The organism is Bradyrhizobium sp. (assembly GCF_016213215.1).
GTDB lineage: Bacteria > Pseudomonadota > Alphaproteobacteria > Rhizobiales > Xanthobacteraceae > Bradyrhizobium.
Map to the genome: position 1 here is coordinate 1 of NZ_JACRAW010000039.1, position 21,923 is coordinate 21,923.

Genomic DNA, 21,923 nt, shown 5'->3' on the forward strand with positions numbered 1-21,923 from the left:
AACCGGGGCGGAAGAGAGGCGCAATGTCCATCAACGATCTCCCGATCCTGTCGGCGCTGCGCACCAAGATGCAGTGGCACCAGGAGCGCCAGCGCGTCCTTTCCGAAAACGTTTCCAATTCCGACACGCCGAACTTCAAGCCGCGCGATCTGGTCGAGCCGAAATTCGACCGCAGCGGACAGGCCGCGGACCAGATGGGGGCTCTGCCAATGAAGCTCACCAGCACCGGCCACATCACCACTTCCGGCGGGCAAAATTTCGACCAGAACCGGCGGACGGGCTTCCAGACGCGTCCTGCGGGAAACGCCGTCAGCCTGGAGGAGGAGATGATGAAGGCTGCCGCCAACCAGATGGACTACGCGGCGGTTACCTCGCTCTACAGCAAGAGCCTGCATCTTCTGAAGGTCGCGGTCGGCAAGGCTTGAGTTCTGGCACTAGCGGGAGGCCATCATGGCGAACGACGGCAACGATTTTCTCCGCTCCATGAGCATCGCGACGTCAGGCCTGCGCGCGCAGGCCGGCCGTATCCGGGTCATTTCGGAAAACATCGCCAATGCGGACTCCACCGCCCAGACCGCGGGCGGCGATCCCTACCGCCGCAAGGTGCCGACCTTCTCCTCGGCGCTCGACCGTACGCTCGACGCGAAGGTCGTCACGCTCGGCAAGGTCAAGACCGACCAATCCGCCTTCAAGGTCAGATACGAGCCGAACAATCCGGCGGCCGATGCCAGCGGCAATGTCAAATACCCGAACGTCAATTCAGTGGTCGAGATGACCGACATGCGCGACGCGCAGCGTTCATACGAGGCCAATCTCAACATCATCAGCGCGACGCGCCGGATGATCCAGCGCACGCTCGACATTCTCAAGGCCTGAACAGGGAACCTTAAGCCATGGCTTCACCGACAGTTGCCGCCAACGCCTATGCCAATCTCGCCCGCATCCTCGATACCGGCGGCGCCGGCAAGGGCTCCGAGGGGGGCGGGCCTTCCTTCAGCTCGGTGCTCAAGGATGCGCTCGGCAGCGTCGCGGAGGCCGGACGCAAGTCCGATTCCCAGACGGCCGCGATGGCGAGCGGCAAGGCCAACGTGATGGACGTGGTCACCGCGGTTGCCGAAACCGACGTCGCGGTCTCGACGCTGGTGTCGGTGCGCGACCGCGTCATCCAGTCCTACGAAGACATCATGAAGATGCAGATCTGATTTCCGTGTTCTCGCTTCGCGCCAACGCGAGCAATGCCGTCATTGCGAGCGAAGCGAAGCAATCCAGAGTGCTGCTGCAGAAGTAGTCTGGTTTGCTTCGTCGCTTCGCTCCTCGCAATGAGGGTGAAGGGACACGAAAACAAAAGGAAGTGCGAAATGACCGGACCGGAAACCCTCGACGTGGCGCGCGATGCGATCTGGACGATCGTCGTCGTATCGTCGCCCCTGATGGTGGTCGGCCTGGTGGTCGGCGTCGTGGTGTCGCTGTTCCAGGCGCTGACGCAAATCCAGGAGCAGACCCTGATCTTCGTGCCGAAGATCATTGCGATCTTCGTCACCATGCTGCTGGCGCTGCCCTTCATGGCCGATTCCCTCCACGGTCACATGATGCGTATATCGTCGCGAATCATCGGCGGCTGAGGCATGATGCGTAATTATGCGCATCGACATTTCGCTGCTGCCGGCGCTCGCGGCGGCCTTCATGCTCGCCTTCGCCAGGGTGGGCGCGATGGTGATGCTGCTGCCGGGTTTGGGCGAACTCAATATTCCGGTGCGCATCAAGCTTTCGATCGCGCTCCTGCTCACGCTGATCATCCTGCCGCTCCATCGCAACGCCTACCACGTCGACATGGGCTCGATCGCCGCGCTGATCGTGCTGATGCTGCACGAGATCGCCATCGGGATCGTGTTGGGGGCTACCGCCCGTGTGACGCTGTCGGCGCTGCAGGTTGCTGGATCGGTAATCGCCCAGCAGATGGGGCTCGGTTTCGTTACCTCGGTCGATCCGACGCAGGGGCAGCAGGGCGTCCTGATCGGCAACTTCCTCACCATGCTGGGCGTTACGCTGCTGTTCGCAACCGACAGCCATCATCTGGTGATCGCGGCGCTCAACGACAGCTATGCGATCTTCGCGCCGGGCGAGACGGTTGCGAGCGGCGACGTCGCCTCGCTCGCCACGCGCGCCTTCGCAGCCGCTTTCCGCATCGGGCTGCAGCTGTCCGGGCCGTTCCTGGTGTTCGGCCTCGTCTTCAATATCGGCCTTGGCGTGCTGGCCCGGCTGATGCCGCAGATGCAGGTCTATTTCGTCGGTGTGCCGCTGTCGATCTTTGTCGGCTTCCTGATCCTCGCCGTGGTCATCGTGGCGATGATGGGAACCTTCCTCGATTACTTCGTCGGCGTCATGCACCAGATGATGCCGCTGAAATGAGGGCATGAAATGGCCGACGACGATCCCGAAAGTAAAACAGAAGACCCCACGCAAAAGCGTCTTGATGATGCGCTGGAGCGTGGGGATGTCGCCAAAAGTCAGGAAATCAACACCTGGTTCGTGATCGCGGGCGCCACGCTGATCATATCGACCTTCTCGGGTTCGATCGGCACCGGCATGCTTGCGCCGCTGCGCAATCTCATCGCCAATTCCTGGATGATCAGGACCGATGGGGCCAGCCTGCTCAGGCTGACGCAACATTTGGAGCTGGTCGTGATCGCCGCGATCGGCGTGCCGCTGCTGCTGCTGGCGCTGGCGGCGATCGCCGGCAACATGATTCAGCACCGGCTGGTGTGGTCGGGCGAGTCCCTGAAGCCCAAGCTCAGCAAGATCTCGCCGGCTGCCGGCGCCAAGCGTCTGTTCGGCAAGCAGGCGGCAGCCAACTTCCTCAAGGGGCTCCTGAAGCTCGTCGCGATCGGCGCCGTGATGACGATGATCCTGTGGCCGGAGCGCCACCGACTGGAGTCCCTGGTGCGGATCGACGTCTCCGCCATGCTCGGCGCCACGACGAGCCTGACCGTTCATCTGTTGGGTGCGGCGGTGGCCGCGCTCGCCGTCATCGCGATTGCCGACTACCTGTTCCAGTACCGGCAGTGGTTCGAGCGGCAGAAGATGTCGCTCCAGGAGATGAAGGAGGAGTTCAAGCAGTCCGAAGGCGATCCGCACATCAAGGCCCGCATCCGCCAGTTGCGCCAAATGCGCGCCAAGAAGCGCATGATGGCGGCGGTTCCCAAGGCGTCCGTGATCATCACCAACCCGACCCACTATTCGATCGCGCTGACCTATGAACGGGGCATGTCGGCGCCGGTCTGCGTCGCCAAGGGTGTCGACAGCCTGGCGTTCAAGATCCGGGAGGTCGCGCGCGAGCACGACATCCCGATCGTCGAGAACGTGCCGCTGGCGCGGGCCCTCTATGCCACCGTCGAGGTCGACGAGGAGATTCCGGTCGAGCATTATCATGCCGTGGCCGAGGTGATCGGCTATGTCATGAAGCTCAAGCGCGGATTTGCCGGTCGGCACAACTAGTGAGGCGGAAAACTACTGGAAATGGCCGTAAATCGGAGATCTGCTTGCGGTATCGACTTGCGCCCGCGGGCCCGATTCAGGCAGGAGGAACCCGCGCGCAGCACAGCGCGTCATATTCCTGCCGAATGGCCGCGCCGCTTTAGATGACCACCGAAACCGACCACGACCTGTCACGGGAGCCCGCCGCGGCGCACGAGCCGCCGCAGCGTTCGGGCAGCATTGTCCTGGTACTCCTGGTGGCGGCGGCGCTCGTCGGCGCCGCCGTCGGGCTGATGGCGCTGGGGCGGGCGCAGGCCCAGCCCTATATTCTCGGCCTTCTCGCTGTCCTGGCGATGATCGGCCTGTTCAGCCTGTTCGCATTCGCCGCCGGCATCATCCGCTTCGCCAATCGTACTGCCGACGATCCGGTGATAGGCCGCATCGCCGATCACTCCTTCGACGGTCTCGCGGTGACCGATTCGCGCGGCCATGTGGTCTATTCCAACGCGGCCTACCTGGCGCTCACCGGCGCGACCGGCCCGCAGGACGTGCGTCCGGTCGAGCGGGTGTTCATCGGCAATCCCGACGTATCGGAAGCCGTGTTCCGGCTGCTGAAAGGCTCGCGCGAAGGCAAGCGGCAGCAGGAGGAAGTGCGCATCGCGGGCCAGAGCGGCGGGCAGGGCCGCTGGCTGCGCATGCGGGTGCGGCCGCTCGGCACCGGCAAGCGCGAACAGAAATACGCGGTATGGTCGATCGCCGACATCACGCGGGACCGCGAGCGCCAGGAGGACGTGTTCCAGGAGCTGCAGCATGCGATCGAATACCTCGATCATGCGCCGTGCGGCTTCTTTTCGGTCAACCCGGCCGGCGAACTCGTCTATGTCAATGCCACGCTCGCCAACTGGCTCGACTACGATCTCGCCGAGATCGGCTCGGGCGGATTGAAGCTGACCGACATCGTTTCCGGCGACGGCGCTTCGCTGCTCACCTCGATCGTGGCGGTGCCCGGCGAGGTCAAGACCGAAGTCTTCGACATCGACCTGCGCATGCGGACCGGCAAGACCATGCCGGTGCGCCTCTATCACAAGCTCGCCTTCGGCGCCGACGGCGTGCCGGGCCCATCGCGCACGCTGGTGATCAGCCGCGCCCGAGACGAGCGCATCGATCCCGAGCGTGCTGCCGAAGTGCGCTTCATGCGCTTCTTCGACCATACCCCGATGGCGATCGCGACCGTGGACCGTGCCGGCTCCGTGGTGCGCGCCAATGCGCGCTTTGCCAAGCTCTCGCAGAGCCTCAGTCTCGGCGGTCCGGCGGCCAGGTCGATCTTCGGCTCCGTCAATGCCCGCGACCGCGATCGGCTCGTTGCGGCGATCAACCAGGCCGCCGAGGGGCAGGCCGACATCGCGCCGGTCGAGGCCATGCTGGAGGGCGCCAGGGAGCGCTGGGGCCAGTTCTTCGTCACCCCCGTGGAGGAAAACGAGCGCGATACGGAAGCGGCCATCGTCTACTTGCTCGAGACCACTGAACGGCGCGCGCTGGAGAACCAGATCAACCAGTCGCAGAAGATGGAGATGGTCGGCCAGCTCGCGGGCGGCATCGCGCACGATTTCAACAACGTCCTGTCCGCCATCATGATGGCGAACGACTTCCTGTTGAACGCGCACAAGCCAACCGATCCGTCGTTCCAGGACATCATGCAGATCAAGCAGAACGCCACGCGCGCCGCGACGCTGGTGCGGCAGCTGCTCGCGTTCTCGCGCCGCCAGACCCTGCGTCCGCAGGTGCTCGACCTCGGCGATGCCCTGTCAGACCTCACCATGCTGCTGCGGCGGCTGATCGGCGAGAAGGTCAAGCTCGATCTCGTCCACGGCCGCGACCTGTGGCCGGTCAAGGTCGACGTCTCGCAGTTCGAGCAGGTGATCGTCAATCTGGCGGTGAATGCCCGCGATGCCATGCCCGATGGCGGCAAGCTGATCATCCGCACCGCCAACGTGACCGCCGAAGACTCGGCCAAGCTGGCCCACAAGGGAATGCCGGCGGCCGATTACGTGCGGATCGAGGTTGCCGACACCGGGACCGGAATTCCCGCCGAGATCCGCGAGAAGATCTTCGAACCATTCTTCTCCACCAAGGAGGTCGGCAAGGGCACCGGACTCGGACTGTCCACCGTCTACGGCATCGTCAAGCAGACCGGCGGCTTCATCTATGTCGATTCCGAGCCGGGCAAGGGCACGTCGTTCCATATCTTCCTGCCGCGGCATCGTCCCGAACAGGAACCGGCCGGCGAGGCGCCGGCGGGCAGCGCCGCCAGGGAACCCGCGACCGAAGCCAAGCCGCGCACCGATCTCACCGGCCAGGGCACCATTCTTCTCGTCGAGGACGAAGAGGGCCTGCGTTCGCTGAACGCGCGCGGCCTGCGCTCGCGCGGCTACAACGTGGTCGAGGCGTCGAACGGGGTCGAGGCGCTGGAAGCGCTGGAAGAGCAGGGCGGTGCGGTCGATCTCGTCGTCTCGGACGTGGTGATGCCGGAGATGGACGGGCCGACGCTGCTCAAGGCGATGCGCGAGCGCAATCCCGACATCAGGATCATCTTTGTCTCCGGCTACGCGGAAGACGCGTTCGAAAAGAGCCTGCCCAAGAACCAGCAGTTCGCCTTCCTGCCGAAGCCCTTCACGCTCAGCCAGCTCGTTGCGGCGGTGAAGGAGACGATGGTGCCGCAATAGGCTCTTGCAAATGCGGCAATGACGCACCCCCGCGACTGAGGGCCGCATCCGGCGGTTCCGAAACTGGCTTCCCTTTTGGGCCGCGCTGCCCATCTTAAGGACGCTTCCCCCTACCGGGGATTTGGGACAAGGAACATGAATTCTACGCAACGTACGCGCGGTATCGTCAAGACAATCGCTGTCGTTCTGGCGCTGGCGCTGCCGACCGCGATTGTGGCCTCCTCCGCCGACGCCCGTGTCGGCGGCGGCAGCAGCTCGGGCTCGCGCGGCTCGCGCACCTTCTCGGCGCCGCCGAGCACGTCGACCGCGCCGGGCGCTCCCTCGCAGTTCAACCGCACCTACAGCCAGCCCGGGGTTAACCAGCCCGGGATCAACCGCGCCGCGCCGACGGGCGGCGGTTTCTTCAACCGCGGCGGCTTCCTGGGCGGCCTCGCGGCCGGCTTCCTCGGCGCCGGCCTGCTCGGCCTGTTGTTCGGCGGCGGGCTGTTCTCCGGGTTAGGCGGCCTGTCGTCCATCCTCGGACTGCTCCTGCAGATCGGACTGGTGGTGCTCCTGGTGCGTCTGGCGATGTCCTGGTGGCAGCGGCGCAACGCGCCGGCCTATGCCAGCGGCAGCCCCGCGCCGCAACCGCAGGCGAACTATCGCACCGGGCTTTCTGGCTTGGGCTTCGGCGCGAACAGCGCCCCGCTCGAGATCCAGCCGGCCGACTATGAAGCCTTCGAGCGGCTGCTGGGCGACACCCAGGCCGCGTGGTCCAACGAGGACGTCGCCAAGCTGCATACCCTCGCCACCCCGGAGATGGTCTCCTACTTCGAGAAGGACCTCGCCGAGAACCGCGCACGCAATGCGGTGAACAAGGTCTCGGACGTAAAGCTGCTGCAGGGCGACCTTGCGGAATCCTGGCGCGAAGGCGAGACCGATTATGCGACGGTGGCGATGCGCTTCTCGCTGGTCGACAAGACCACCGACCGCACCAGCGGCCAGCTCGTCGGCGGCAGCGAACAGCCGACCGAGGCCACCGAAGTGTGGACCTTCGCCCGCCGTCGTGGCGCTGATTGGGAGCTGTCGGCCATCCAGCAGACCAGCTGATCGACTGCAATCGAACGATTGACAGGGCGCCGCGGGTACCACCGCGGCGCCCTTTGTTTTTGCTATGGCTGATGCGTGCCGACGGGATAGCGCGGACGGAATAATGATCCGCGCGACGGGTTGTTGTCAGGCGGCTGGGCACGGCCGCTGAAGGAAAGAACGGAGGATTCGATGGTCAGTCTCACCAAGTTCATGTTATCCGCGACTTTCGCCCTGACTCTGGGCGCGGTTGCGCTGTTCGCAAGCGAGCCGGCGGGGGCGCAGTCGGCGGCCATGACCTTCTTCGTGACTTCGAACGGGCCGGGCAAGGGCGCCGACCTCGGCGGGCTCGCCGGTGCCGACAGACAATGCCAGAGCCTCGCGGAAGCGGCCGGCAGCAGCGGCAAGACCTGGCACGCCTATCTTTCCACGCAAGCGGCCGACGGGCGGCCGGCCGTGAATGCACGCGACCGTATCGGCAAGGGACCGTGGCAGAACGTCAAAGGCGTGGTCATTGCCAAGGATGTCACCGAACTGCACAGCGCGGGCAATATCAACAAGGAAACCGCGCTGACTGAGAAAGGGGAAACGGTGGGTGGATATGGGGACAAGCCCAACCGGCACGACGTTCTCACCGGATCGCAGTCGGACGGGACTGCATTCAGCGGCCCCGACGACCGCACCTGCAAGAACTGGACGTCGAGCACGCAAGGCGCGGCGATGGTCGGCCATTCCGACGTCAATGGGCCGGCCAACGTCCCGAATGTGAAGTCGTGGAATGCGGCGCACCCCTCGCGCGGTCCGGATGGCGGCTGCTCGCAGGCCGACCTCAAGAGCACCGGCGGCGACGGGCTGCTATACTGCTTCGCGGTGAACTGACGTCAGTCATTGGGTTTAACAGCCGGACCGCTCGTCGTTGCGAGGAGCGAAGCGACGAAGCAACCCAGAATGTTTCTTGCTTGGCATTTTCTGGATGTTCGGTTGCGCTCGCAATGACGGCACCCCGGAAATGACGAGCCTGCGGTCATCTGCTACGCTTTCAGCCAAAGCGCGGGTTTGTCATGAAATACGAGCTCTACTACTGGCCGGAGATTCAGGGCCGGGGCGAATTCGTTCGCCTCGCGCTGGAAGAGGCCGGTGCCGACTACGTCGACGTGGCGCGCAGCAAACGCGGCATGAGCGAGATGATGAAGATGATGGTGGCGCGGGGCGGCACGCCGCCCTTTGCGCCGCCTTTTCTGAAAGCCGGCAAGCTCGTCATCGGCCAGACCGCCAACATCCTGCTCCATCTCGGCTCTCGCCACGGACTCGCGCCGAAGGCGGAAGGCGGCAGAATGTGGGTGCACCAATTGCAGCTGACGGTCGCCGATCTGGTCGACGAGATTCACGATACCCACCACCCGCTCGGCCCCACGCTCTATTACGAGGACCAGCGGGCGCCCGCCAGGCGGCGCACGGACGAATTCTGGAAAGAACGTGTCCCGAGATATCTCGGGTATTTCGAGCAGCTCGTCGAGAACAGCGGCGGCGCCTACGTCACCGGGCGAAGGCTCACCTACGTCGATCTGTCGCTGTTCCAGATCGTGGAAGGCCTGCGTTATGCTTTTCCCAAACGCATGAAGGCGTTCGAAGGGGAGGTGCCGCGCCTGGTCGAGCTGCACGGCCGCATCGCCGCGCGGCCCAACATCAAGGCCTACCTTGAAAGCGACCGCCGCATTCCGTTCAACGACCAGGGCATCTTCCGCCACTACAAGGAGCTGGATTCGTAACGGTTGCTGATCGGTCGCCGCAGTGGCTCGCCAGCACCGTGAGCCGCTGCTCAAACAGGCCATCAAAAGCCAAACGCCCCGCAATGCGGGGCGTTTGTCGTCTCGGCCGCCGTTGAATACGGCAGACCGCGGGAGTTGTCTTACGCGAGCTGATCAATCCGCGTGCCCTGTCCCGGCGGCAGCGGCGCCGGCGGCGGCGGCTGATACGTGGCCTGGGAATCCTTCTGCTGCGTCTGGCTGTCCTGCGGCTTGTTGTCGTACGTCGGAACGACGACCACGACCGGCGGCGGCGCAACACTCGAAACGCTCATGGTGCAATCCTCGAGTTTCGACGTGCGAGGATCACCCCGAAGACGCGAAGGACTCGTGTATCCGGTCGTTAAAATGCAAGCGATTGCGCGCGAGCCGGCCCGCATGGTGAACGGCGAGCTTACATGCCTGCAGGCTGATACCGGGCCTTGTCGGACGCCTTTGTCGGACGCCTTGGGTCCGACGCCTTGGGTCCGAATTATTCGTCCCTGCCGCGCGTGATGGCAATCGCGGCTTCGGTCTTGGTGCGCGTGCACTCGAGGTTCAGCCTGCGGTAGCGCATGTTGACCTTGTCGCCGCGCAACAGGCCCATGCGCGAAAGGCAGCGCGTCGCGCCCGTCGTGGTGTCGTCCTTCGGCACCGTGAAGATGATCGCCGCGGCCGATCCGACCAGCTTGTAGAATTCCGGCTTCGGCTTGCGGTCGCCCTTGGCATAGAGTTCGTTGGAATAGTTCTTGCCCCGGCAGCCGAGCGACAACTCCTTTGCCGCCGGGTGGGTGAGATAGATGATATTGCCGGCCTTGAAGTTGAGCTTCAGCCCCTCGATCCCGCTCGCCAGCTGCCTGGCGATGTCCTCGCACTGATCGGCGCGGGCGGGGGAGGCGGTAAGGCCGGCAGAAAGTGCCAAAATGGCGGCGAGCGCCGCGGCACGAACTCTTGATACCGGTATCCTTTTCATCAGAGCCCCTGCGGCAAGCAAACCTGCGAACGATGATTCATGCAAGCTTCAAGGTACCACGTCAATACTTGCGCGCAGATGCGATGATCCGGCCTTCAGCAACCGGACGCCCGCGCACCCGCGGTCAGGATCACGATAAACAGATTGAACAACACGGGGATGCTGAGGAGCAGGGTGGCAAGGCCAAGACGCTCATTATGCGCGGCGCAGGTCGGTCGGGCTGGGACGGACACGGTATCTGGCGTGATCGCGGGGGCAATGTTCATTCGCTGTTCCAATGCCAGCAAGGCGTCCGAAAACCATCCCTTTGTGCAAGAAGTGCCTGGAAGGGTTCAAACCTCGGCGCTCCAAGGCACGCTTGCCTCGAGGGTGTCGGCGCGCAGATGAGATGGTCTGACCGTCAGCACCCGGGCTCCGCGTTCGCGGATTGGACTACAACAAACAGATTGAACAGGACCGCGACGCTGAGGAGCAATGTGGCGAGGCCGAGACGTTGATTGCGCAGGGCGCAGGCAATGGCGCAGGCGGCCAGCAGCAGAGACAGGACGAAACCGATCAGTGTAACCACTTCGCGGGGGGCCGTAATAGCAGTGACGTACAGGACAGCCTCCGGCAAGTAGCTGACCCACCTGATCACAACAATGGAGCCGAGTGCGACAATGGCGCCGCGCACCTTCCCCGTCGCGGCGAACAGGATTGCTGCCAGCGCCAAAACGGGATGTGTGGCGATGTGAGCCTCGACCAGGAATTGGCCAGGAAAGGGCTTGGGCAATCTCGACATGTCGCCGAACAGCGTCGGTATACCGATCGGCCCAGGTATCCCGAACAGCGTCGATATGTTCGACAGCCCATCGAATGCCTCCAGCGCCGCCAGGATGAAGAGGACGATGCGCATGAGCCAGCGGCGGGCGGATCGGGGAGGGACCGCTACGGTGTCTGCCTTGATCGCGGGGGCGACAGTCATTCGTTGTTCCGATGGCACCAGGGCGTCCGAAAACCTTCCCTTTGTGCGAAAAGTGCTTAGAAGGGTTCAATCTTTGGCGCTTTTACCGGCGCCGCCCCAACCCACGAGCCATCCATGAACGCCCCGACCGCAATTCCCGACCAGACGAAGCCAGTTCCGCCCTACAAGCACACGCCGCTGTTTCCGCTGGGCGCGGACACGACGCCTTACAAGAAGATCTCGACCGAGGGCGTGCGGGTCGAGAAGGCGTTGGGCAAGGACATGCTGGTGGTCTCGCGCGAGGCGCTGCGGGCGCTGTCGGAGGCCGCCTTCGGCGAGATCAACCATTATCTCCGTCCCGGCCACCTGAAGCAGCTCCGCGCCATCCTCGACGATCCCGAGGCGAGCCCGAACGACAAGTTCGTCGCCCTCGATTTCCTGAAGAACGCCAATATCGCCGCCGGCGGCATCCTGCCGATGTGCCAGGACACCGGCACCGCGATCATCATGGGCAAGAAGGGCTGCAGCGTCATCACCGACGGCAGCGACGAGGCGGCGCTGTCGGAAGGCGCGCGCGACGCCTACCTGCGCCGCAACCTGCGCTATTCGCAGGTCGCTCCCTTGTCGATGTATGAAGAGAAGAACACCGCCAACAACATGCCGGCCCAGTGCGAGATCTACGCCGAGGGCCAAGGGGATTCTGCGGCCGCCTACAAGTTCATGTTCATGGCCAAGGGCGGCGGCTCCGCCAACAAGACCTTCCTGTTCCAGGCGACGCCTTCGGTGCTGACCAGGGACCGGCTGCTCGCGTTCCTGAAGGAAAAGGTGCTCACGCTCGGCACCGCCGCGTGTCCGCCCTATCACCTCGCGATCGTGATCGGCGGCACCTCGGCCGAACTGTGCCTGAAGGCGGTGAAGCTGGCCTCCGCGCGTTATCTCGATGCCTTGCCGACCCACGGCTCGGCCGACGGCAACGCCTTCCGCGATGTCGAGATGGAGCAGGAAATCCACAAGATGACGCAGTCGCTCGGCGTCGGCGCGCAGTTCGGCGGCAAGTATTTCTGCCACGACGTGCGCGTGATCCGGATGCCGCGCCACGGCGCTTCGCTGCCCATCGGGCTGGGGGTGTCCTGCTCGGCCGACCGCCAGGTGCTCGGCAAGATCACAAAGGACGGCCTCTATCTCGAGGAGCTCGAGCACAATCCCGCGCAATACTTGCCGGCGGTCGAGCAGTCGCTGGACGGGGAGGTCGTCAAGATCGATCTCAACCAGCCGATGAAGCAGATCCTGGCGACGCTGTCGAAGTGCCCGATCAAGACGCGCGTCTCGATGACCGGCACCATGATCGTGGCGCGCGACTCCGCGCACGCCAAGCTGCGCGAACGCCTGGAGAAGGGCGAGCCGCTGCCGGAGTATTTCAAGAACCATCCGGTCTACTACGCCGGTCCCGCCAAGACGCCCGATGGCTATGCCTCCGGCGCGTTCGGCCCGACCACGGCGGGGCGGATGGATTCCTTCGTCGACCAGTTCCAGGCCGCCGGCGGCTCGATGGTCATGGTGGCCAAGGGCAATCGCGCGCCGGCGGTGCGCGAGGCCTGCAAGAAATATGGCGGCTTCTATCTCGGCTCGATCGGCGGCGCGGCGGCGAACCTTGCCGAGCACTGCATCAAGAAGGTCGAGGTGCTGGAATATCCCGAGCTCGGCATGGAAGCGATCTGGCGCATCGAGGTCGTCGATTTCCCAGCCTTCATCATCATCGATGACAAGGGCAACGACTTCTTCAAGGAGCTAAACCTGGGGTGAAATTACCTCGCCCCGCTTGCGGGGAGAGGTCGAAAACTCGCGCGAAGTGCGGATTTCGGGTGAGGGGGACTCTCCGCGAGCGCTCCTGTGGAGAGTCCCCCTCACCCAACCTCTTCCCGCAAGCGGGGAGAGGGGGAATAAACTAGCCTTACGCCCGCGTGCCGGTGAAGGGGAAGCTGCCCATCGGGCCGATGCCCATCTCGCCGTTGATGCTGTCGCCGTCCACCTTGCCGCTGAACGAAAGCGTCAGCGGCATCGGGTTGGTGATCGAGACTTTCCAGGCGACGTCATCGCCGCTCACGGTACCGTCGAAGATCTCTTCGGTGCTGCCCTCGGCGCCATGCGTGCCCGTCAGCGTGCCGCCCGAGCTTTTCAGGCTCAGTGTTGACTGGCGGTCGCCCATCGGCGTCGTCATGGTCAGATTCCAGTTTCCGTCTACGGCCATTTTTCCTCTCTCCAAGAAGTCCTGGCAAACCCTCGATGGTATGCATTCAGGCTGGCGCGAGCCTATAGCCCAACTCCGCGCGCAAGCCCAACGATCTCTGCGGTGCCGCGGCAGTTAGGCGCGGGCTGCGCGAACGCGGCTGGCGATCACGATGCGAAAGATAATGTACTGCACGGCAAAGGCCAGGATCTTCGCGCCCCCGGCCACGACCGTGATATAGAACGCCCATAGCTTGAGATCGCCGGTCGCGGCGACCGCGATCATGCCGACGGCGATCGCGAACATCAGCGCCGCCCAGAGATAGCCAACGGCGGTAACGTGTTCGGGGATGGTCTCGGCGACGCTTGGCGGCACATAGCGCATCATCCAGCCGCGCTTGAGCATGATCGCGCCGATCCCGAAATGCGCGATCGAAGGCTTTGCCAGCATGAAACGCGGGTCATTCGTCAGCAGCGTGACGAGGCCAAGCACGACCACCAGCGCAAGGCTGGCATAGGTCATGAAGTTCAGCGTCTTGCCCTTGATGCGCGCGTAGGTCACCTGGACGATGGCGGCGGCCACCGCGATCGACGTCGCCAGCACGACGTTGTCGGTCAGGAGATAGATGACGAGGAAGAGGATGGCGGAAAGGAGATCGGAGGCAAGCCTTGCGAATACGTCCTTCATCCCCTGTCCCTGTTTCTACTGCATCCAAGGCTTTAGCATTCGCCGAAGCCTCTCATTACCTGATCCTGCAACAGGCAGGATATCATTTTGTCGCGCCGGGATCATCTTTACAGCGTCAACACAATGTGAGCGGATGTTGAGACGGGCGCCCCGGCTCTCCGCTATCGTTCCAGGGCCTTCGCGACGCGAATGAGCCCAGCCAATCGTGGCGCAATCGCAAACAGGTGGATTTTCAGGTTCGCGGCTTCGCCGCCGCCATCCGCGTCAAGCAGCATCTTTACACTGTCAAAATTGAGGCATACATAAGGCGTCATGCGGAAGACGGATCGAGGCCGGCGCCCACGCGCCGCCGCCAAGGCACCATCGCTATCCGGCAGGCCCGGCCGGGCGCGCCGGGATGCGGGCGGAGGAAAAACTGACGCGCCCTATCATCACGGTGCGCTGCGCGAAGCCCTGCTGCAGGCCGCCGAACGCGTGCTCGAGCGGGACGGGCTGGCGGGCCTGACGTTGCGCGCGGTGGCGCGTGAAGCCGGCGTGTCGCACGCGGCACCGACCCATCATTTCGGCGATCTCACCGGGCTTCTCAGCGAACTCGCCGCGATCGGCTTTCGCCAGTTCAATGCCGCGATGGCCGCAGCTTCCAATACGGCCGCGTCGCCCTTGGAAGGGCTTCTGGCGCGGCCCAAGGCCTACGTCGCTTACGCGCAGGCACATCCGGGCATGTACGGGCTGATGTTTCGCTCCGAGCGTCTGGACTATTCGCGGCCCACGCTGCACGAGGCGGCTGAAACGTGCTTCGCAGGCCTCGCCAATGCCGTCGGCGCGATGCGAGGGCAGGAGCACACCGGGGCCGAAGCATTGTCGCTGGACCACGCCGCCGCGATCGCGCGCGCCTGGTCGCTGCTTCACGGCTTCACCACGCTGCTGTTGGACGGCCGGATCAAGGACATCCTGAATCGGCTGCCGGAAGGGACAACGGCCGAAGTATTGCTGGAGGGGATGCTCAAGACCACCCTGGCCAGACCGCCGGCTTACCCGTCGGGCTAGCGCATTTTCGCGAGCTCGACCGCGCGGCCGGTTGCGCCCACGATCCTCACCTCGTCCTTGCCGCATTTGAACTCGCGCGCGAGCTCGTCGGCCGCTTTCCGCGCGAGCTCGTTGGCGCTCGGATTGGCCTGAACGTCGACATAGGCGACGTGACAGACCGGACCCGGCGGCAGGCGCGTGACGGCCAGCATCGGCTTGGCGGTCGGGCGGCCGCTCTTGTCCTCGTCCGCATTGTCAGCAATGTGCCAGCGTTGGATGATCGCAAACGGTTTGCCGTCGACGGCACGCCATTCGACGGTTGTGGTGGTCGAGTTGAAGGGGCCGAACGACTGCTTCGCGGCCGGCTCCCTGGCCGCAGCAGTCTCGGTGCGGCCGACCGAGACGGTTTCGCGCAAGTCGTCCTCGCTCACCAGCACGACGAGGCCTCCTTTGCCCGGACAAACCCTCGTCGCGCTGTCGTCGACGCCGTTCCTGGCGCTCTTGACGCGGCAATCCTTCGGCGCGGTGGAGGTGTAGCTGCTGGTGATTGTCTCTCCGGCTGCAGATGGAAAGGGCATAAGCAGCGCGCACGCCCATGCGACGGCAATGCTGGCACTGGTCGATCTGCTTGCAGGGGCTGAAGCACGCGGCATCTCGTTTCCTTTACCAGGGAACTCGCAGGGCTTTGACGTGTACAAATTGGGGACGGTTCAGCGGGACGGCGCGAAAGGCCTGACATCCAAGCGGAATCGTTCTAGAAGAGCGCCTTCGCCCGTTCGTTCGGGATTTGGTTCACGTCTGTCGTTTTCTTCCGGTCATGGCTGTCATTTCGTCGAATAAACCCTACCGCGTCGGCCGTTCCCGCACCGGACTTGGCCTCTTTGCCACCAAGCCGATCAAGAAGGGTACCCGGATCATCCGCTATTTCGGGCCTCTCCTGGACTGCCGGAAGAAGGAAGATGACGCGATCGAGAACAAGTACCTGTTCGAGCTGAACGGGCGCTGGACCATCGACGGTTCTGTGCGCAAGAACGTCGCCCGCTACATCAATCATTCCTGCCGGCCGAATGCCGAATCCGACGTCCGCCCGCGCGAGCGCAAGGTCTATATCCGCGCCATTAAGAACATCGAGCCCGGCGAGGAGATCAATTACGACTACGGCACGGACTATTTCAAAGCCTATCTGAAGCCGATCGGCTGCAAGTGCGACTCCTGCGAGCGCAAGCGCAAGAAGCAGCGCGCCGAGGCCAAAGCGGACCGGGCGCAGCTGAAGGCGCGTGCGGAGAAGAAGGCAAAGAAAAAGGCCGGAAAGGGCGCCACGCCGGCAAGCAAAACGAAGAAGCTCAACGGAGTGCATTTCCACGGCGTGCACATCCACAGTGTGCCCCACGGCCGCGTCCGAACATCCGCCTGAGGAAGTTCCGCAGCTCGATACTCCCGCTGCCGTCATGCTCCGAAGGCGGGCATCGGTGACCTGTGACGATCGCCGGAGCGCTCCAACGCGCGCTGCGCTGTAATGGATCGCCCGGCCGGAGCCGGGCGATGACACCTGAGGTCATGTGCTGTCACCACTCGAGAGTGTCTCTCACGCAGCCGCCTGGGTGCTGCTCTTGCGCAACCCGACATATTGCAATTCGGCAAACACGCCGGTTGCGATCGCCTGGGCCGCGACGACGAGTGCGCCGAGAAGATTTGGCGTCACGGCCCCCGAGAACAACAAGGCGATGCTGGCGACGGTCCAGGCCGCATTGCCGATCACGACGAGAATGACGAGCGCGCGGGGCACCACGGTCCGACTGCCGAGCCAGGCGACCAGGCCGGTGTAGGCGATCAGGAACAGGCCGCTCTCGCGCAAGAGCGCCTCGGGCAGGTTCAAGAGGGATGCAAAGGCGGTGGCGCCAAAGGTCAGGCCCAGAGCCGCCACCCCGCTGAAGATCGCATCGGCAACAAGCGCGCGGCGCAGAAACAGGGACGAATGGATCATGGCAGTTCTCCTGGTTTGAGGTTGCGGGTTATTTGCGCCGGAAGGCGCGCAGGCGACGCGCGAGGCGGAACGGGTAGAATTTGCTGATGATGCTCTGCTCGACCGCCTGCCTCCGGGTGACCACGAACGTTCCGGTGGTGTTCAGCTGCGGTTCCGGCAAGTTGAGGCTGCGGGCCAGGAGGCGGGTGGCAAGCTTCAAGAGCCACGGAGCGAGAATGCGGAACACAACAAGCGCGATCATGGTCATCTCCAGTCGTTCAGGAAGATGACCCGTTGCACTTCGCAAATCGATTACGTCCGAGGTAATGGAAGGGGTGAAACCCGCGTGCTAGGTTTTCACCATGAACGCACCTGCTTCCATGGCGCGAGCCGAACGCGTCCAGCCGCTCCATATCGGCGATCACCTGCGTGAATGGCGGCAGCGCCGGCGCCTGAGCCAGCTCGACCTTGCGGTCGACGCTGAGATCTCGGCGCGGCACCTGAGCTTCGTCGAGACCGGGCGCGCCGCGCCGTCGCGCGAGATGGTCTTGAGGCTCGCGGAGCGGCTGGATGTGCCATTGCGCGAGCGCAACGTGCTTCTGGTCGCCGCCGGTTATGCGCCGGCGTTTCCGCAGCGTCCGCTGGAGGATCCGGCCTTGAAATCGGCGCGCCAGGCGATCGACCTCGTTCTCAAGGCCCACGAGCCCAATCCGGCGCTGGCCTACGACCGCCACTGGAATCTGATCTCCGCCAATCGCATGGTGGCGCCGCTGCTCGACGGCATTCCTCAGTGGCTGCTGGGCCAGCCTTTGAACATTCTCCGCCTTGCCTTTCATCCCGAGGCGCTCGCCGCGCGCACCGTCAATCTCGCCGAATGGTGCGGGCATCTGCTGGAGCGGCTGCATCGCCAATGCGAGGCGACGGCCGATCCGGAGCTGATCAAGCTCTATCAGGACCTGAAGAGCTATCCGATCCCGGCGCGTTCGGGCCCGCTGCTGCCGGACAATGTCGCGATCCCGTTCAAGATGCGGCACAACGGGGAAGTGCTCAGCTTCTTCTCGACGACCATGGTGTTCGGAACGCCCGTCGACGTCACGCTGTCGGAACTGGCGCTGGAGACCTTCTTCCCGGCCGACGACCTCACTGCCGAGCGGTTGCGCCAGATGGCGGCAAGCCTCACCTAGCGCTCCAGGCCGGTTCGACCTATCTTCTGACGATATTGACGAGCCGAAGGAGGCGCCCATGAGCCCATTGAAGCCGCTGCGGATCGATGTCGTCTCCGACGTGGTGTGCCCGTGGTGCTATATCGGCAAGCGCCGGATCGAGAATGCGCTGGCGCTGGTGCCGGACGTGCCGGTGGAGCTGCGTTTTCGGCCGTTCTTCCTAAATCCCTGGGTGCCGCGTGAGGGCATCGGCCGCGACGAGTATCTCACCGCGAAGTTCGGCTCGGTCGACGCCTACAAGAGCATCGCTTCGCGCGTTGTCGACGCGGCGGGCGAAGAGGGGCTGCTGTATCGGCCGGATCTCGTGAAGCGCCAGCCGAACACCATCGATTGCCACCGGCTGATCCACTGGGCGGAGGCGCAAGGCAAGGCCGCCGAAATCAAGCAGCGTCTGATGGAGCTCTATTTCCGCGACGGCGGCGATCTCACCGACGTGAACGTGCTGGTGCAGGCGGCGGCCGATGTCGGGCTCGATGCCGATGACGTGCGCCGGCGCCTTGCCACCGATGACGACGTCGCTGTGGTGTCTTCGCAGGCGCAGGAGGCGGCGGAGAAGGGGATCTCCGGCGTGCCGACCTATGTGTTCGCACAGAAATACGCCGTGTCAGGCGCGCAGGACCCCCAGCTGCTCGCCCGTGCCATCCGCCAGGTGTCGGCCGAGATCAACGCGGAAGCGGCGGAGTAGGCGGGTCGTTATTTGCGGATCAGGCGTAGCGCGCGACGGGCGAATTCGCGAAGCGAGCCGCGCGCAACCAGCATGGCGTGAATGAGGGCCACCATCGGATCGTTCCGCCGCAGGGGAACGAGTACGTCGCCGATGGCGAATCGACCGCGCCAGATCGGGTTGATCATGGGATGGTCCGCGCTCGCGGTCGAATCGGCGCTGGCGATGGCCGGATCGGCGCACAGATGGTGCGTCAGCTCCAGCGTGAGCTGCACGCCGGGGGAATATTTCGCAAAGCGCTCGTCGATGCCGAGCTTGAAGAAGAACGCGCGGTCCTGATGGCGCAGCACGATGCCTGATGTGACCTGTGTCTGTCCGGCGCGCAGCGTGATGATTTCGCATTGGCCGGTCTCGGCCAGCGCGGGCGCGGCGCGGCGAATGAAGGTGGCATCGCCGTCATTCTGAACCAGCGCCGTGCCGCGTTTTCCCTTCCAGCCGCTGGCTTCGAGCTGGAGAAACGTCTCCAGCGCCGCTTCCACCTCCTCGCGTGTGCGCGCCACGTCGAACGAGACGATGCCGTGCTCGGCGAGGCGGTTGCGCTGTCGGCGCAGTTCCTTGAGCTTTTTGCCGCCAAGCGCGTCGCGCAGGAGCTGATCGGCCGACTGCGTCGCATCGAGAGAGGCGCGGGCGTAGGACTGCAGCACGCGCGGGGCAAGCCCATCGCGCCGCATGGCTTCCACGAGAGCATTCATGGCAGGGCCATCGAGCGCAACATCGCGCAGGACCAGCGCATGGGCACCGGCGTTTCGAGCCTGCATCAGCAAGCGTGCCGCGGCATCAACAGCGGCATCGCGATCTAGCAGGGGGCTGCACAGCGTGCCGTAGGGATGTGCGCTGACCAGCGCCGGCAAAGGAATTCTCCACGCCCGCCACAGCGAGACGACAGGCATGAGGCCGATCAGGCGGCTCGGCGGCGCATCGGCGAAGGCACAGAGCGCCATCGCCCCGGTACGGCCTCGCGCGGACGCGCTGACCGAAAGCTTCCAGTCGGGCAGATAATAGCCGTTGGGCTCGATCGCGCGTTCGCTCAGATCCTGCCATTGTCGCGGGTCGACCTGCGTGAGTGGGCAGGGGGCATCGCGACGTTGTTCGGCAGATCGCGCGCGCGCCGAGGCGCCATCGCGTCGCGATGCATGACGGCCTGCCGCGGTATCAGCAATCTCGACCACGTCCCGTTCCCCGGAAGGCGCCGAGGAGGCGGCGCTTTCGGCCGCTTCTCGCGCTGACGGAAATGCTTAGCCGAAAGATTGGAAGATAGGGTTGGTCTGGCCGCTCAATTTGAACGGTAATGTTAACCCGTCATTGGCCATGAGCCGCCGGAGGCGTAATCGTGACAACGAGGCCGCGGGTGGCTGGAAGGCGAGGGGACCGGTACCGGGAACCTCCGGCTTTGAGGCAGCGCAAGGTACCCCGAGGTGAGCCGGGCTATGCGAGCAGCATCCGCGGAGCGTTCGTCCTTGTTCGACTTCAATCAGCCTCTCCTGATCGCCGGCCTGTTGATGGGCGTCGCGTCGAGCCTCCATTGCCTCGGCATGTGCTCGGCGATCGCGGCCAGCCTGTGCCTGGCGGCGCCGCAATCGGAAAGGCCGACGTGGAGCCTGCACAAGACCAACATCCTGATCAATACGGGCCGGATCACGAGCTATATCCTGGCGGGAGCCGCCGTCGGCGGGCTGGGAACCGTCATCTTCGGCGTGCTCGACCGATCGCTCGCTCATGTGGTGCTGCGGTGGGCCGCCGCGGTATCGCTCGGATGGATCGGCATGTCGATGATCGGCCTCGTGCCGCTGCCGGCGCCGCTGCTTCGTGTCGCTTCGGCTGTGAACCACCGCCTAAGCTCGCTCTCGGGGTTCTTGAAATCCCATTCATCGGCGGGGTTCTTGCTCGCCGGCTCGATCTGGGGCTGCTTCCCCTGCGCGATGGTCTATGCCGCCTTGTTCTACGCCATGCTCTCCGGCTCGTGGCTCAACGGCGCGCAGGTGATGCTGGGTTTCGGGCTCGGCACCTTGCCGCCAGTGATGGCCGCCGGGGTCGGCCTGCCATGGCTTCGCTCGCGCTGGCAGGAGCCGTGGCTGCAGAAGGCCCTCGGCGTTGCCATCATCCTGCTGGGGGTCGTCAGCACCCTTCCGGCGGAGGCGTTCCCCGAATGGTGCAGGGTCGGCTAGCGTTTGCGGCCGAACATCCGTCTGTACTGTTAGCCCGGTTTATTGGTCGGCGTCCCCGGATTTATGAGGGCGTAAGCCATTCCCATGATGATGCTGTAGGTCAGCAACATGGCCAGGGAAAAGAGAGCAGGAGATAGTCCAAGCCCTGCCTTGAGCGCAAAGAATCCCCGCCCGAGCGCGGGGAAAAAGATGACGCCCATGGCGATCCAGCCCAGCAGGCCAAAGACGAAGCCTTTGGCCAAGCCGCTGCGGCCCGGAAGCCAACGATAGGTGTGGCCGTAGAAAAGTCCGAGCACGACGGCACCATTGAAGAAAGACAGCGCCCAGGGGATCGCAGGATGCACGGAGCTGCCGATAAGCGTGCTCAGTCCTTCCTGCAAATCCTGGTAGGGATGAAACTCCGGCAGCCAATTCATCCAGCTCTTCAGGAACATCAGGATGCTGTGCGCAATGCTGCCGCACAGGCCGGCGGCCAGGCTTTTCCAGAGCCTGTCCGCCATTTTCAGATACATTGCCGGCGGACTGCGGCCGTCATCGCTGGCTGCCCGGCACGAAGTGGTCGCGCGCGGTGGCGGTCTGGCCGGTCGCAGTTTCGGTGGCCTTGATCTCGATGTCGACCGCGCCCGGCGGCACCCTGTTGCCCGGGACCTGCACCGAGGCCCGCAATTCGCGGGTCTGGTCCTGCCCGACGTCGACGATGAGGCGGCCGCCGGCGCTGGGCTCGACGCCGGCGATGTGCAGGAGCGCGCCGGGAACGCCGGAAGTCTCGAGCGCAAACGACCGGGCGCCGCCCTTGTTGAGAATGCGGACCGTGTAGTCGTTGCGTACCCCGCCGTCGGCGAGCTGCACGAACAGCGGATTGCGCTCGTGCAGGACGTTGACGCTCATCGTGCTTCTCGTGAGCAGGGCGTAGAGCATGATGCCGCCGACGATGGCGATCGCG

Annotated in this window: 27 protein-coding genes and 1 pseudogene; 16 read left to right on the plus strand and 12 right to left on the minus strand. The window is 64.4% G+C overall.

Annotated features, from left to right (window positions below; all coding sequences use genetic code 11):
- Window positions 1–23 precede the first annotated feature (23 nt).
- From flgB to HY852_RS08065, 10 genes and pseudogenes are all read left to right on the plus strand, one after another.
- On the plus strand, window positions 24–425 hold the full coding sequence (gene flgB, locus HY852_RS08020; RefSeq protein WP_291603897.1) for a flagellar basal body rod protein FlgB: 402 nt from the start codon (window positions 24–26) through the stop codon (window positions 423–425).
- 25 nt (window positions 426–450) lie between these two features.
- Entirely contained in the window at window positions 451–876 is a 426-nt protein-coding gene (flgC, locus tag HY852_RS08025) for a flagellar basal body rod protein FlgC (RefSeq protein ID WP_291603898.1), read from the plus strand.
- 17 nt (window positions 877–893) lie between these two features.
- Window positions 894–1,202: a flagellar hook-basal body complex protein FliE gene (fliE, locus tag HY852_RS08030; protein WP_291603899.1), complete on the plus strand. Its 309-nt coding sequence runs from the start codon at window positions 894–896 to the stop codon at window positions 1,200–1,202.
- 156 nt (window positions 1,203–1,358) lie between these two features.
- Window positions 1,359–1,622, plus strand: coding sequence for a flagellar biosynthesis protein FliQ (gene fliQ / locus HY852_RS08035; protein ID WP_291603901.1), 264 nt, complete (start codon window positions 1,359–1,361; stop codon window positions 1,620–1,622).
- Window positions 1,623–1,638: 16 nt separating this feature from the next.
- Window positions 1,639–2,409, plus strand: a complete 771-nt coding sequence (fliR, locus tag HY852_RS08040) for a flagellar biosynthetic protein FliR (RefSeq protein ID WP_291603903.1) — start codon at window positions 1,639–1,641, stop codon at window positions 2,407–2,409.
- A gap of 9 nt (window positions 2,410–2,418) precedes the next feature.
- Window positions 2,419–3,495, plus strand: coding sequence for a flagellar biosynthesis protein FlhB (gene flhB / locus HY852_RS08045; protein WP_291603904.1), 1,077 nt, complete (start codon window positions 2,419–2,421; stop codon window positions 3,493–3,495).
- A gap of 143 nt (window positions 3,496–3,638) precedes the next feature.
- Entirely contained in the window at window positions 3,639–6,197 is a 2,559-nt protein-coding gene (gene cckA, locus HY852_RS08050) for a cell cycle histidine kinase CckA (protein WP_291603905.1), read from the plus strand.
- Between the two features lie 119 nt (window positions 6,198–6,316).
- Window positions 6,317–7,286 (plus strand): annotated as a pseudogene (locus HY852_RS08055) (Tim44-like domain-containing protein).
- Window positions 7,287–7,457: 171 nt separating this feature from the next.
- Entirely contained in the window at window positions 7,458–8,144 is a 687-nt protein-coding gene (locus HY852_RS08060) for a lectin (protein WP_291603907.1), read from the plus strand.
- 182 nt (window positions 8,145–8,326) lie between these two features.
- Window positions 8,327–9,034, plus strand: coding sequence for a glutathione S-transferase (locus tag HY852_RS08065; protein ID WP_291603908.1), 708 nt, complete (start codon window positions 8,327–8,329; stop codon window positions 9,032–9,034).
- Window positions 9,035–9,174: 140 nt separating this feature from the next.
- Here the strand turns inward: HY852_RS08065 and HY852_RS08070 are convergent, their stop codons facing one another.
- From HY852_RS08070 to HY852_RS08085, 4 genes are all read right to left on the minus strand, one after another.
- Complete coding sequence (locus HY852_RS08070; RefSeq protein ID WP_291603909.1) at window positions 9,175–9,345, minus strand: hypothetical protein; 171 nt, start codon at window positions 9,343–9,345, stop codon at window positions 9,175–9,177.
- A gap of 197 nt (window positions 9,346–9,542) precedes the next feature.
- Complete coding sequence (locus tag HY852_RS08075) at window positions 9,543–10,022, minus strand: hypothetical protein (protein WP_291603910.1); 480 nt, start codon at window positions 10,020–10,022, stop codon at window positions 9,543–9,545.
- A 95-nt stretch (window positions 10,023–10,117) separates the two neighbouring features.
- Entirely contained in the window at window positions 10,118–10,288 is a 171-nt protein-coding gene (locus HY852_RS08080) for a hypothetical protein (protein ID WP_291603911.1), read from the minus strand.
- Window positions 10,289–10,422: 134 nt separating this feature from the next.
- Complete coding sequence (locus tag HY852_RS08085; RefSeq protein WP_291603912.1) at window positions 10,423–10,917, minus strand: hypothetical protein; 495 nt, start codon at window positions 10,915–10,917, stop codon at window positions 10,423–10,425.
- Window positions 10,918–11,100: 183 nt separating this feature from the next.
- On the opposite strand from HY852_RS08085, the gene HY852_RS08090 reads away from it, so the two are divergent.
- The gene (locus tag HY852_RS08090; protein ID WP_291603913.1) at window positions 11,101–12,768 is read left to right on the plus strand and encodes a fumarate hydratase; all 1,668 of its coding nucleotides are present in this window, start codon (window positions 11,101–11,103) and stop codon (window positions 12,766–12,768) included.
- A gap of 148 nt (window positions 12,769–12,916) precedes the next feature.
- Here the strand turns inward: HY852_RS08090 and HY852_RS08095 are convergent, their stop codons facing one another.
- Entirely contained in the window at window positions 12,917–13,213 is a 297-nt protein-coding gene (locus HY852_RS08095) for a hypothetical protein (protein ID WP_291603914.1), read from the minus strand.
- Between the two features lie 114 nt (window positions 13,214–13,327).
- Window positions 13,328–13,879, minus strand: coding sequence for a septation protein IspZ (locus HY852_RS08100; RefSeq protein ID WP_291603915.1), 552 nt, complete (start codon window positions 13,877–13,879; stop codon window positions 13,328–13,330).
- 312 nt (window positions 13,880–14,191) lie between these two features.
- On the opposite strand from HY852_RS08100, the gene HY852_RS08105 reads away from it, so the two are divergent.
- The gene (locus HY852_RS08105; RefSeq protein ID WP_291603916.1) at window positions 14,192–14,926 is read left to right on the plus strand and encodes a WHG domain-containing protein; all 735 of its coding nucleotides are present in this window, start codon (window positions 14,192–14,194) and stop codon (window positions 14,924–14,926) included.
- On the opposite strand, the gene HY852_RS08110 is transcribed toward HY852_RS08105, so the two are convergent.
- Window positions 14,923–15,483 (minus strand): hypothetical protein, encoded by a 561-nt coding sequence (locus HY852_RS08110; protein WP_291603917.1) that lies wholly within the window; start codon window positions 15,481–15,483, stop codon window positions 14,923–14,925. The genes HY852_RS08105 and HY852_RS08110 overlap by 4 nt on opposite strands.
- A 239-nt stretch (window positions 15,484–15,722) precedes the next feature.
- On the opposite strand from HY852_RS08110, the gene HY852_RS08115 reads away from it, so the two are divergent.
- The gene (locus HY852_RS08115) at window positions 15,723–16,319 is read left to right on the plus strand and encodes an SET domain-containing protein (RefSeq protein ID WP_291603919.1); all 597 of its coding nucleotides are present in this window, start codon (window positions 15,723–15,725) and stop codon (window positions 16,317–16,319) included.
- Between the two features lie 171 nt (window positions 16,320–16,490).
- Here the strand turns inward: HY852_RS08115 and HY852_RS08120 are convergent, their stop codons facing one another.
- Entirely contained in the window at window positions 16,491–16,889 is a 399-nt protein-coding gene (locus HY852_RS08120; protein WP_291603920.1) for a hypothetical protein, read from the minus strand.
- Window positions 16,890–16,917: 28 nt separating this feature from the next.
- Window positions 16,918–17,130: a hypothetical protein gene (locus HY852_RS08125; RefSeq protein WP_291603921.1), complete on the minus strand. Its 213-nt coding sequence runs from the start codon at window positions 17,128–17,130 to the stop codon at window positions 16,918–16,920.
- Between the two features lie 100 nt (window positions 17,131–17,230).
- On the opposite strand from HY852_RS08125, the gene HY852_RS08130 reads away from it, so the two are divergent.
- The gene (locus HY852_RS08130) at window positions 17,231–18,052 is read left to right on the plus strand and encodes a helix-turn-helix transcriptional regulator (protein ID WP_291603922.1); all 822 of its coding nucleotides are present in this window, start codon (window positions 17,231–17,233) and stop codon (window positions 18,050–18,052) included.
- 58 nt (window positions 18,053–18,110) lie between these two features.
- Window positions 18,111–18,776, plus strand: coding sequence for a DsbA family oxidoreductase (locus tag HY852_RS08135; RefSeq protein ID WP_291603923.1), 666 nt, complete (start codon window positions 18,111–18,113; stop codon window positions 18,774–18,776).
- A gap of 8 nt (window positions 18,777–18,784) precedes the next feature.
- Here HY852_RS08135 and HY852_RS08140 read toward each other — a convergent pair whose 3' ends face one another.
- Window positions 18,785–19,984 (minus strand): GNAT family N-acetyltransferase, encoded by a 1,200-nt coding sequence (locus HY852_RS08140; protein ID WP_291603924.1) that lies wholly within the window; start codon window positions 19,982–19,984, stop codon window positions 18,785–18,787.
- A 288-nt stretch (window positions 19,985–20,272) separates the two neighbouring features.
- Here HY852_RS08140 and HY852_RS08145 point away from each other — a divergent pair, with 288 nt between their 5' ends.
- Window positions 20,273–20,980, plus strand: a complete 708-nt coding sequence (locus tag HY852_RS08145) for a sulfite exporter TauE/SafE family protein (RefSeq protein WP_291603925.1) — start codon at window positions 20,273–20,275, stop codon at window positions 20,978–20,980.
- Between the two features lie 29 nt (window positions 20,981–21,009).
- On the opposite strand, the gene HY852_RS08150 is transcribed toward HY852_RS08145, so the two are convergent.
- Window positions 21,010–21,492, minus strand: coding sequence for a DUF6789 family protein (locus HY852_RS08150; protein WP_291603926.1), 483 nt, complete (start codon window positions 21,490–21,492; stop codon window positions 21,010–21,012).
- Between the two features lie 19 nt (window positions 21,493–21,511).
- The coding region (locus HY852_RS08155) for a FixG Ig-like domain-containing protein (RefSeq protein ID WP_291603927.1) at window positions 21,512–21,923 on the minus strand (412 nt) is incomplete at its 5' end.

Bases quoted from the DNA above. Each gene is read 5' to 3' on its own strand.
- fliE (WP_291603899.1), top strand. From the start codon at position 894: ATGGCTTCACCGACAGTTGCCGCCAACGCCTATGCCAATCTCGCCCGC.
- fliR (WP_291603903.1), top strand. From the start codon at position 1,639: ATGCGCATCGACATTTCGCTGCTGCCGGCGCTCGCGGCGGCCTTCATG.
- HY852_RS08135 (WP_291603923.1), top strand. From the start codon at position 18,111: ATGAGCCCATTGAAGCCGCTGCGGATCGATGTCGTCTCCGACGTGGTG.
- HY852_RS08080 (WP_291603911.1), bottom strand. From the start codon at position 10,288: ATGAACATTGCCCCCGCGATCACGCCAGATACCGTGTCCGTCCCAGCC.
- HY852_RS08090 (WP_291603913.1), top strand. From the start codon at position 11,101: ATGAACGCCCCGACCGCAATTCCCGACCAGACGAAGCCAGTTCCGCCC.
- flhB (WP_291603904.1), top strand. From the start codon at position 2,419: ATGGCCGACGACGATCCCGAAAGTAAAACAGAAGACCCCACGCAAAAG.
- flgC (WP_291603898.1), top strand. From the start codon at position 451: ATGGCGAACGACGGCAACGATTTTCTCCGCTCCATGAGCATCGCGACG.
- HY852_RS08110 (WP_291603917.1), bottom strand. From the start codon at position 15,483: ATGCCCTTTCCATCTGCAGCCGGAGAGACAATCACCAGCAGCTACACC.
- HY852_RS08075 (WP_291603910.1), bottom strand. From the start codon at position 10,022: ATGAAAAGGATACCGGTATCAAGAGTTCGTGCCGCGGCGCTCGCCGCC.
- HY852_RS08070 (WP_291603909.1), bottom strand. From the start codon at position 9,345: ATGAGCGTTTCGAGTGTTGCGCCGCCGCCGGTCGTGGTCGTCGTTCCG.
- cckA (WP_291603905.1), top strand. From the start codon at position 3,639: ATGACCACCGAAACCGACCACGACCTGTCACGGGAGCCCGCCGCGGCG.
- HY852_RS08120 (WP_291603920.1), bottom strand. From the start codon at position 16,889: ATGATCCATTCGTCCCTGTTTCTGCGCCGCGCGCTTGTTGCCGATGCG.
- flgB (WP_291603897.1), top strand. From the start codon at position 24: ATGTCCATCAACGATCTCCCGATCCTGTCGGCGCTGCGCACCAAGATG.
- HY852_RS08125 (WP_291603921.1), bottom strand. From the start codon at position 17,130: ATGATCGCGCTTGTTGTGTTCCGCATTCTCGCTCCGTGGCTCTTGAAG.
- fliQ (WP_291603901.1), top strand. From the start codon at position 1,359: ATGACCGGACCGGAAACCCTCGACGTGGCGCGCGATGCGATCTGGACG.
- HY852_RS08060 (WP_291603907.1), top strand. From the start codon at position 7,458: ATGGTCAGTCTCACCAAGTTCATGTTATCCGCGACTTTCGCCCTGACT.
- HY852_RS08150 (WP_291603926.1), bottom strand. From the start codon at position 21,492: ATGTATCTGAAAATGGCGGACAGGCTCTGGAAAAGCCTGGCCGCCGGC.
- HY852_RS08115 (WP_291603919.1), top strand. From the start codon at position 15,723: ATGGCTGTCATTTCGTCGAATAAACCCTACCGCGTCGGCCGTTCCCGC.
- HY852_RS08065 (WP_291603908.1), top strand. From the start codon at position 8,327: ATGAAATACGAGCTCTACTACTGGCCGGAGATTCAGGGCCGGGGCGAA.
- HY852_RS08085 (WP_291603912.1), bottom strand. From the start codon at position 10,917: ATGCGCATCGTCCTCTTCATCCTGGCGGCGCTGGAGGCATTCGATGGG.
- HY852_RS08105 (WP_291603916.1), top strand. From the start codon at position 14,192: ATGCGGAAGACGGATCGAGGCCGGCGCCCACGCGCCGCCGCCAAGGCA.
- HY852_RS08130 (WP_291603922.1), top strand. From the start codon at position 17,231: ATGAACGCACCTGCTTCCATGGCGCGAGCCGAACGCGTCCAGCCGCTC.
- HY852_RS08095 (WP_291603914.1), bottom strand. From the start codon at position 13,213: ATGGCCGTAGACGGAAACTGGAATCTGACCATGACGACGCCGATGGGC.
- HY852_RS08100 (WP_291603915.1), bottom strand. From the start codon at position 13,879: ATGAAGGACGTATTCGCAAGGCTTGCCTCCGATCTCCTTTCCGCCATC.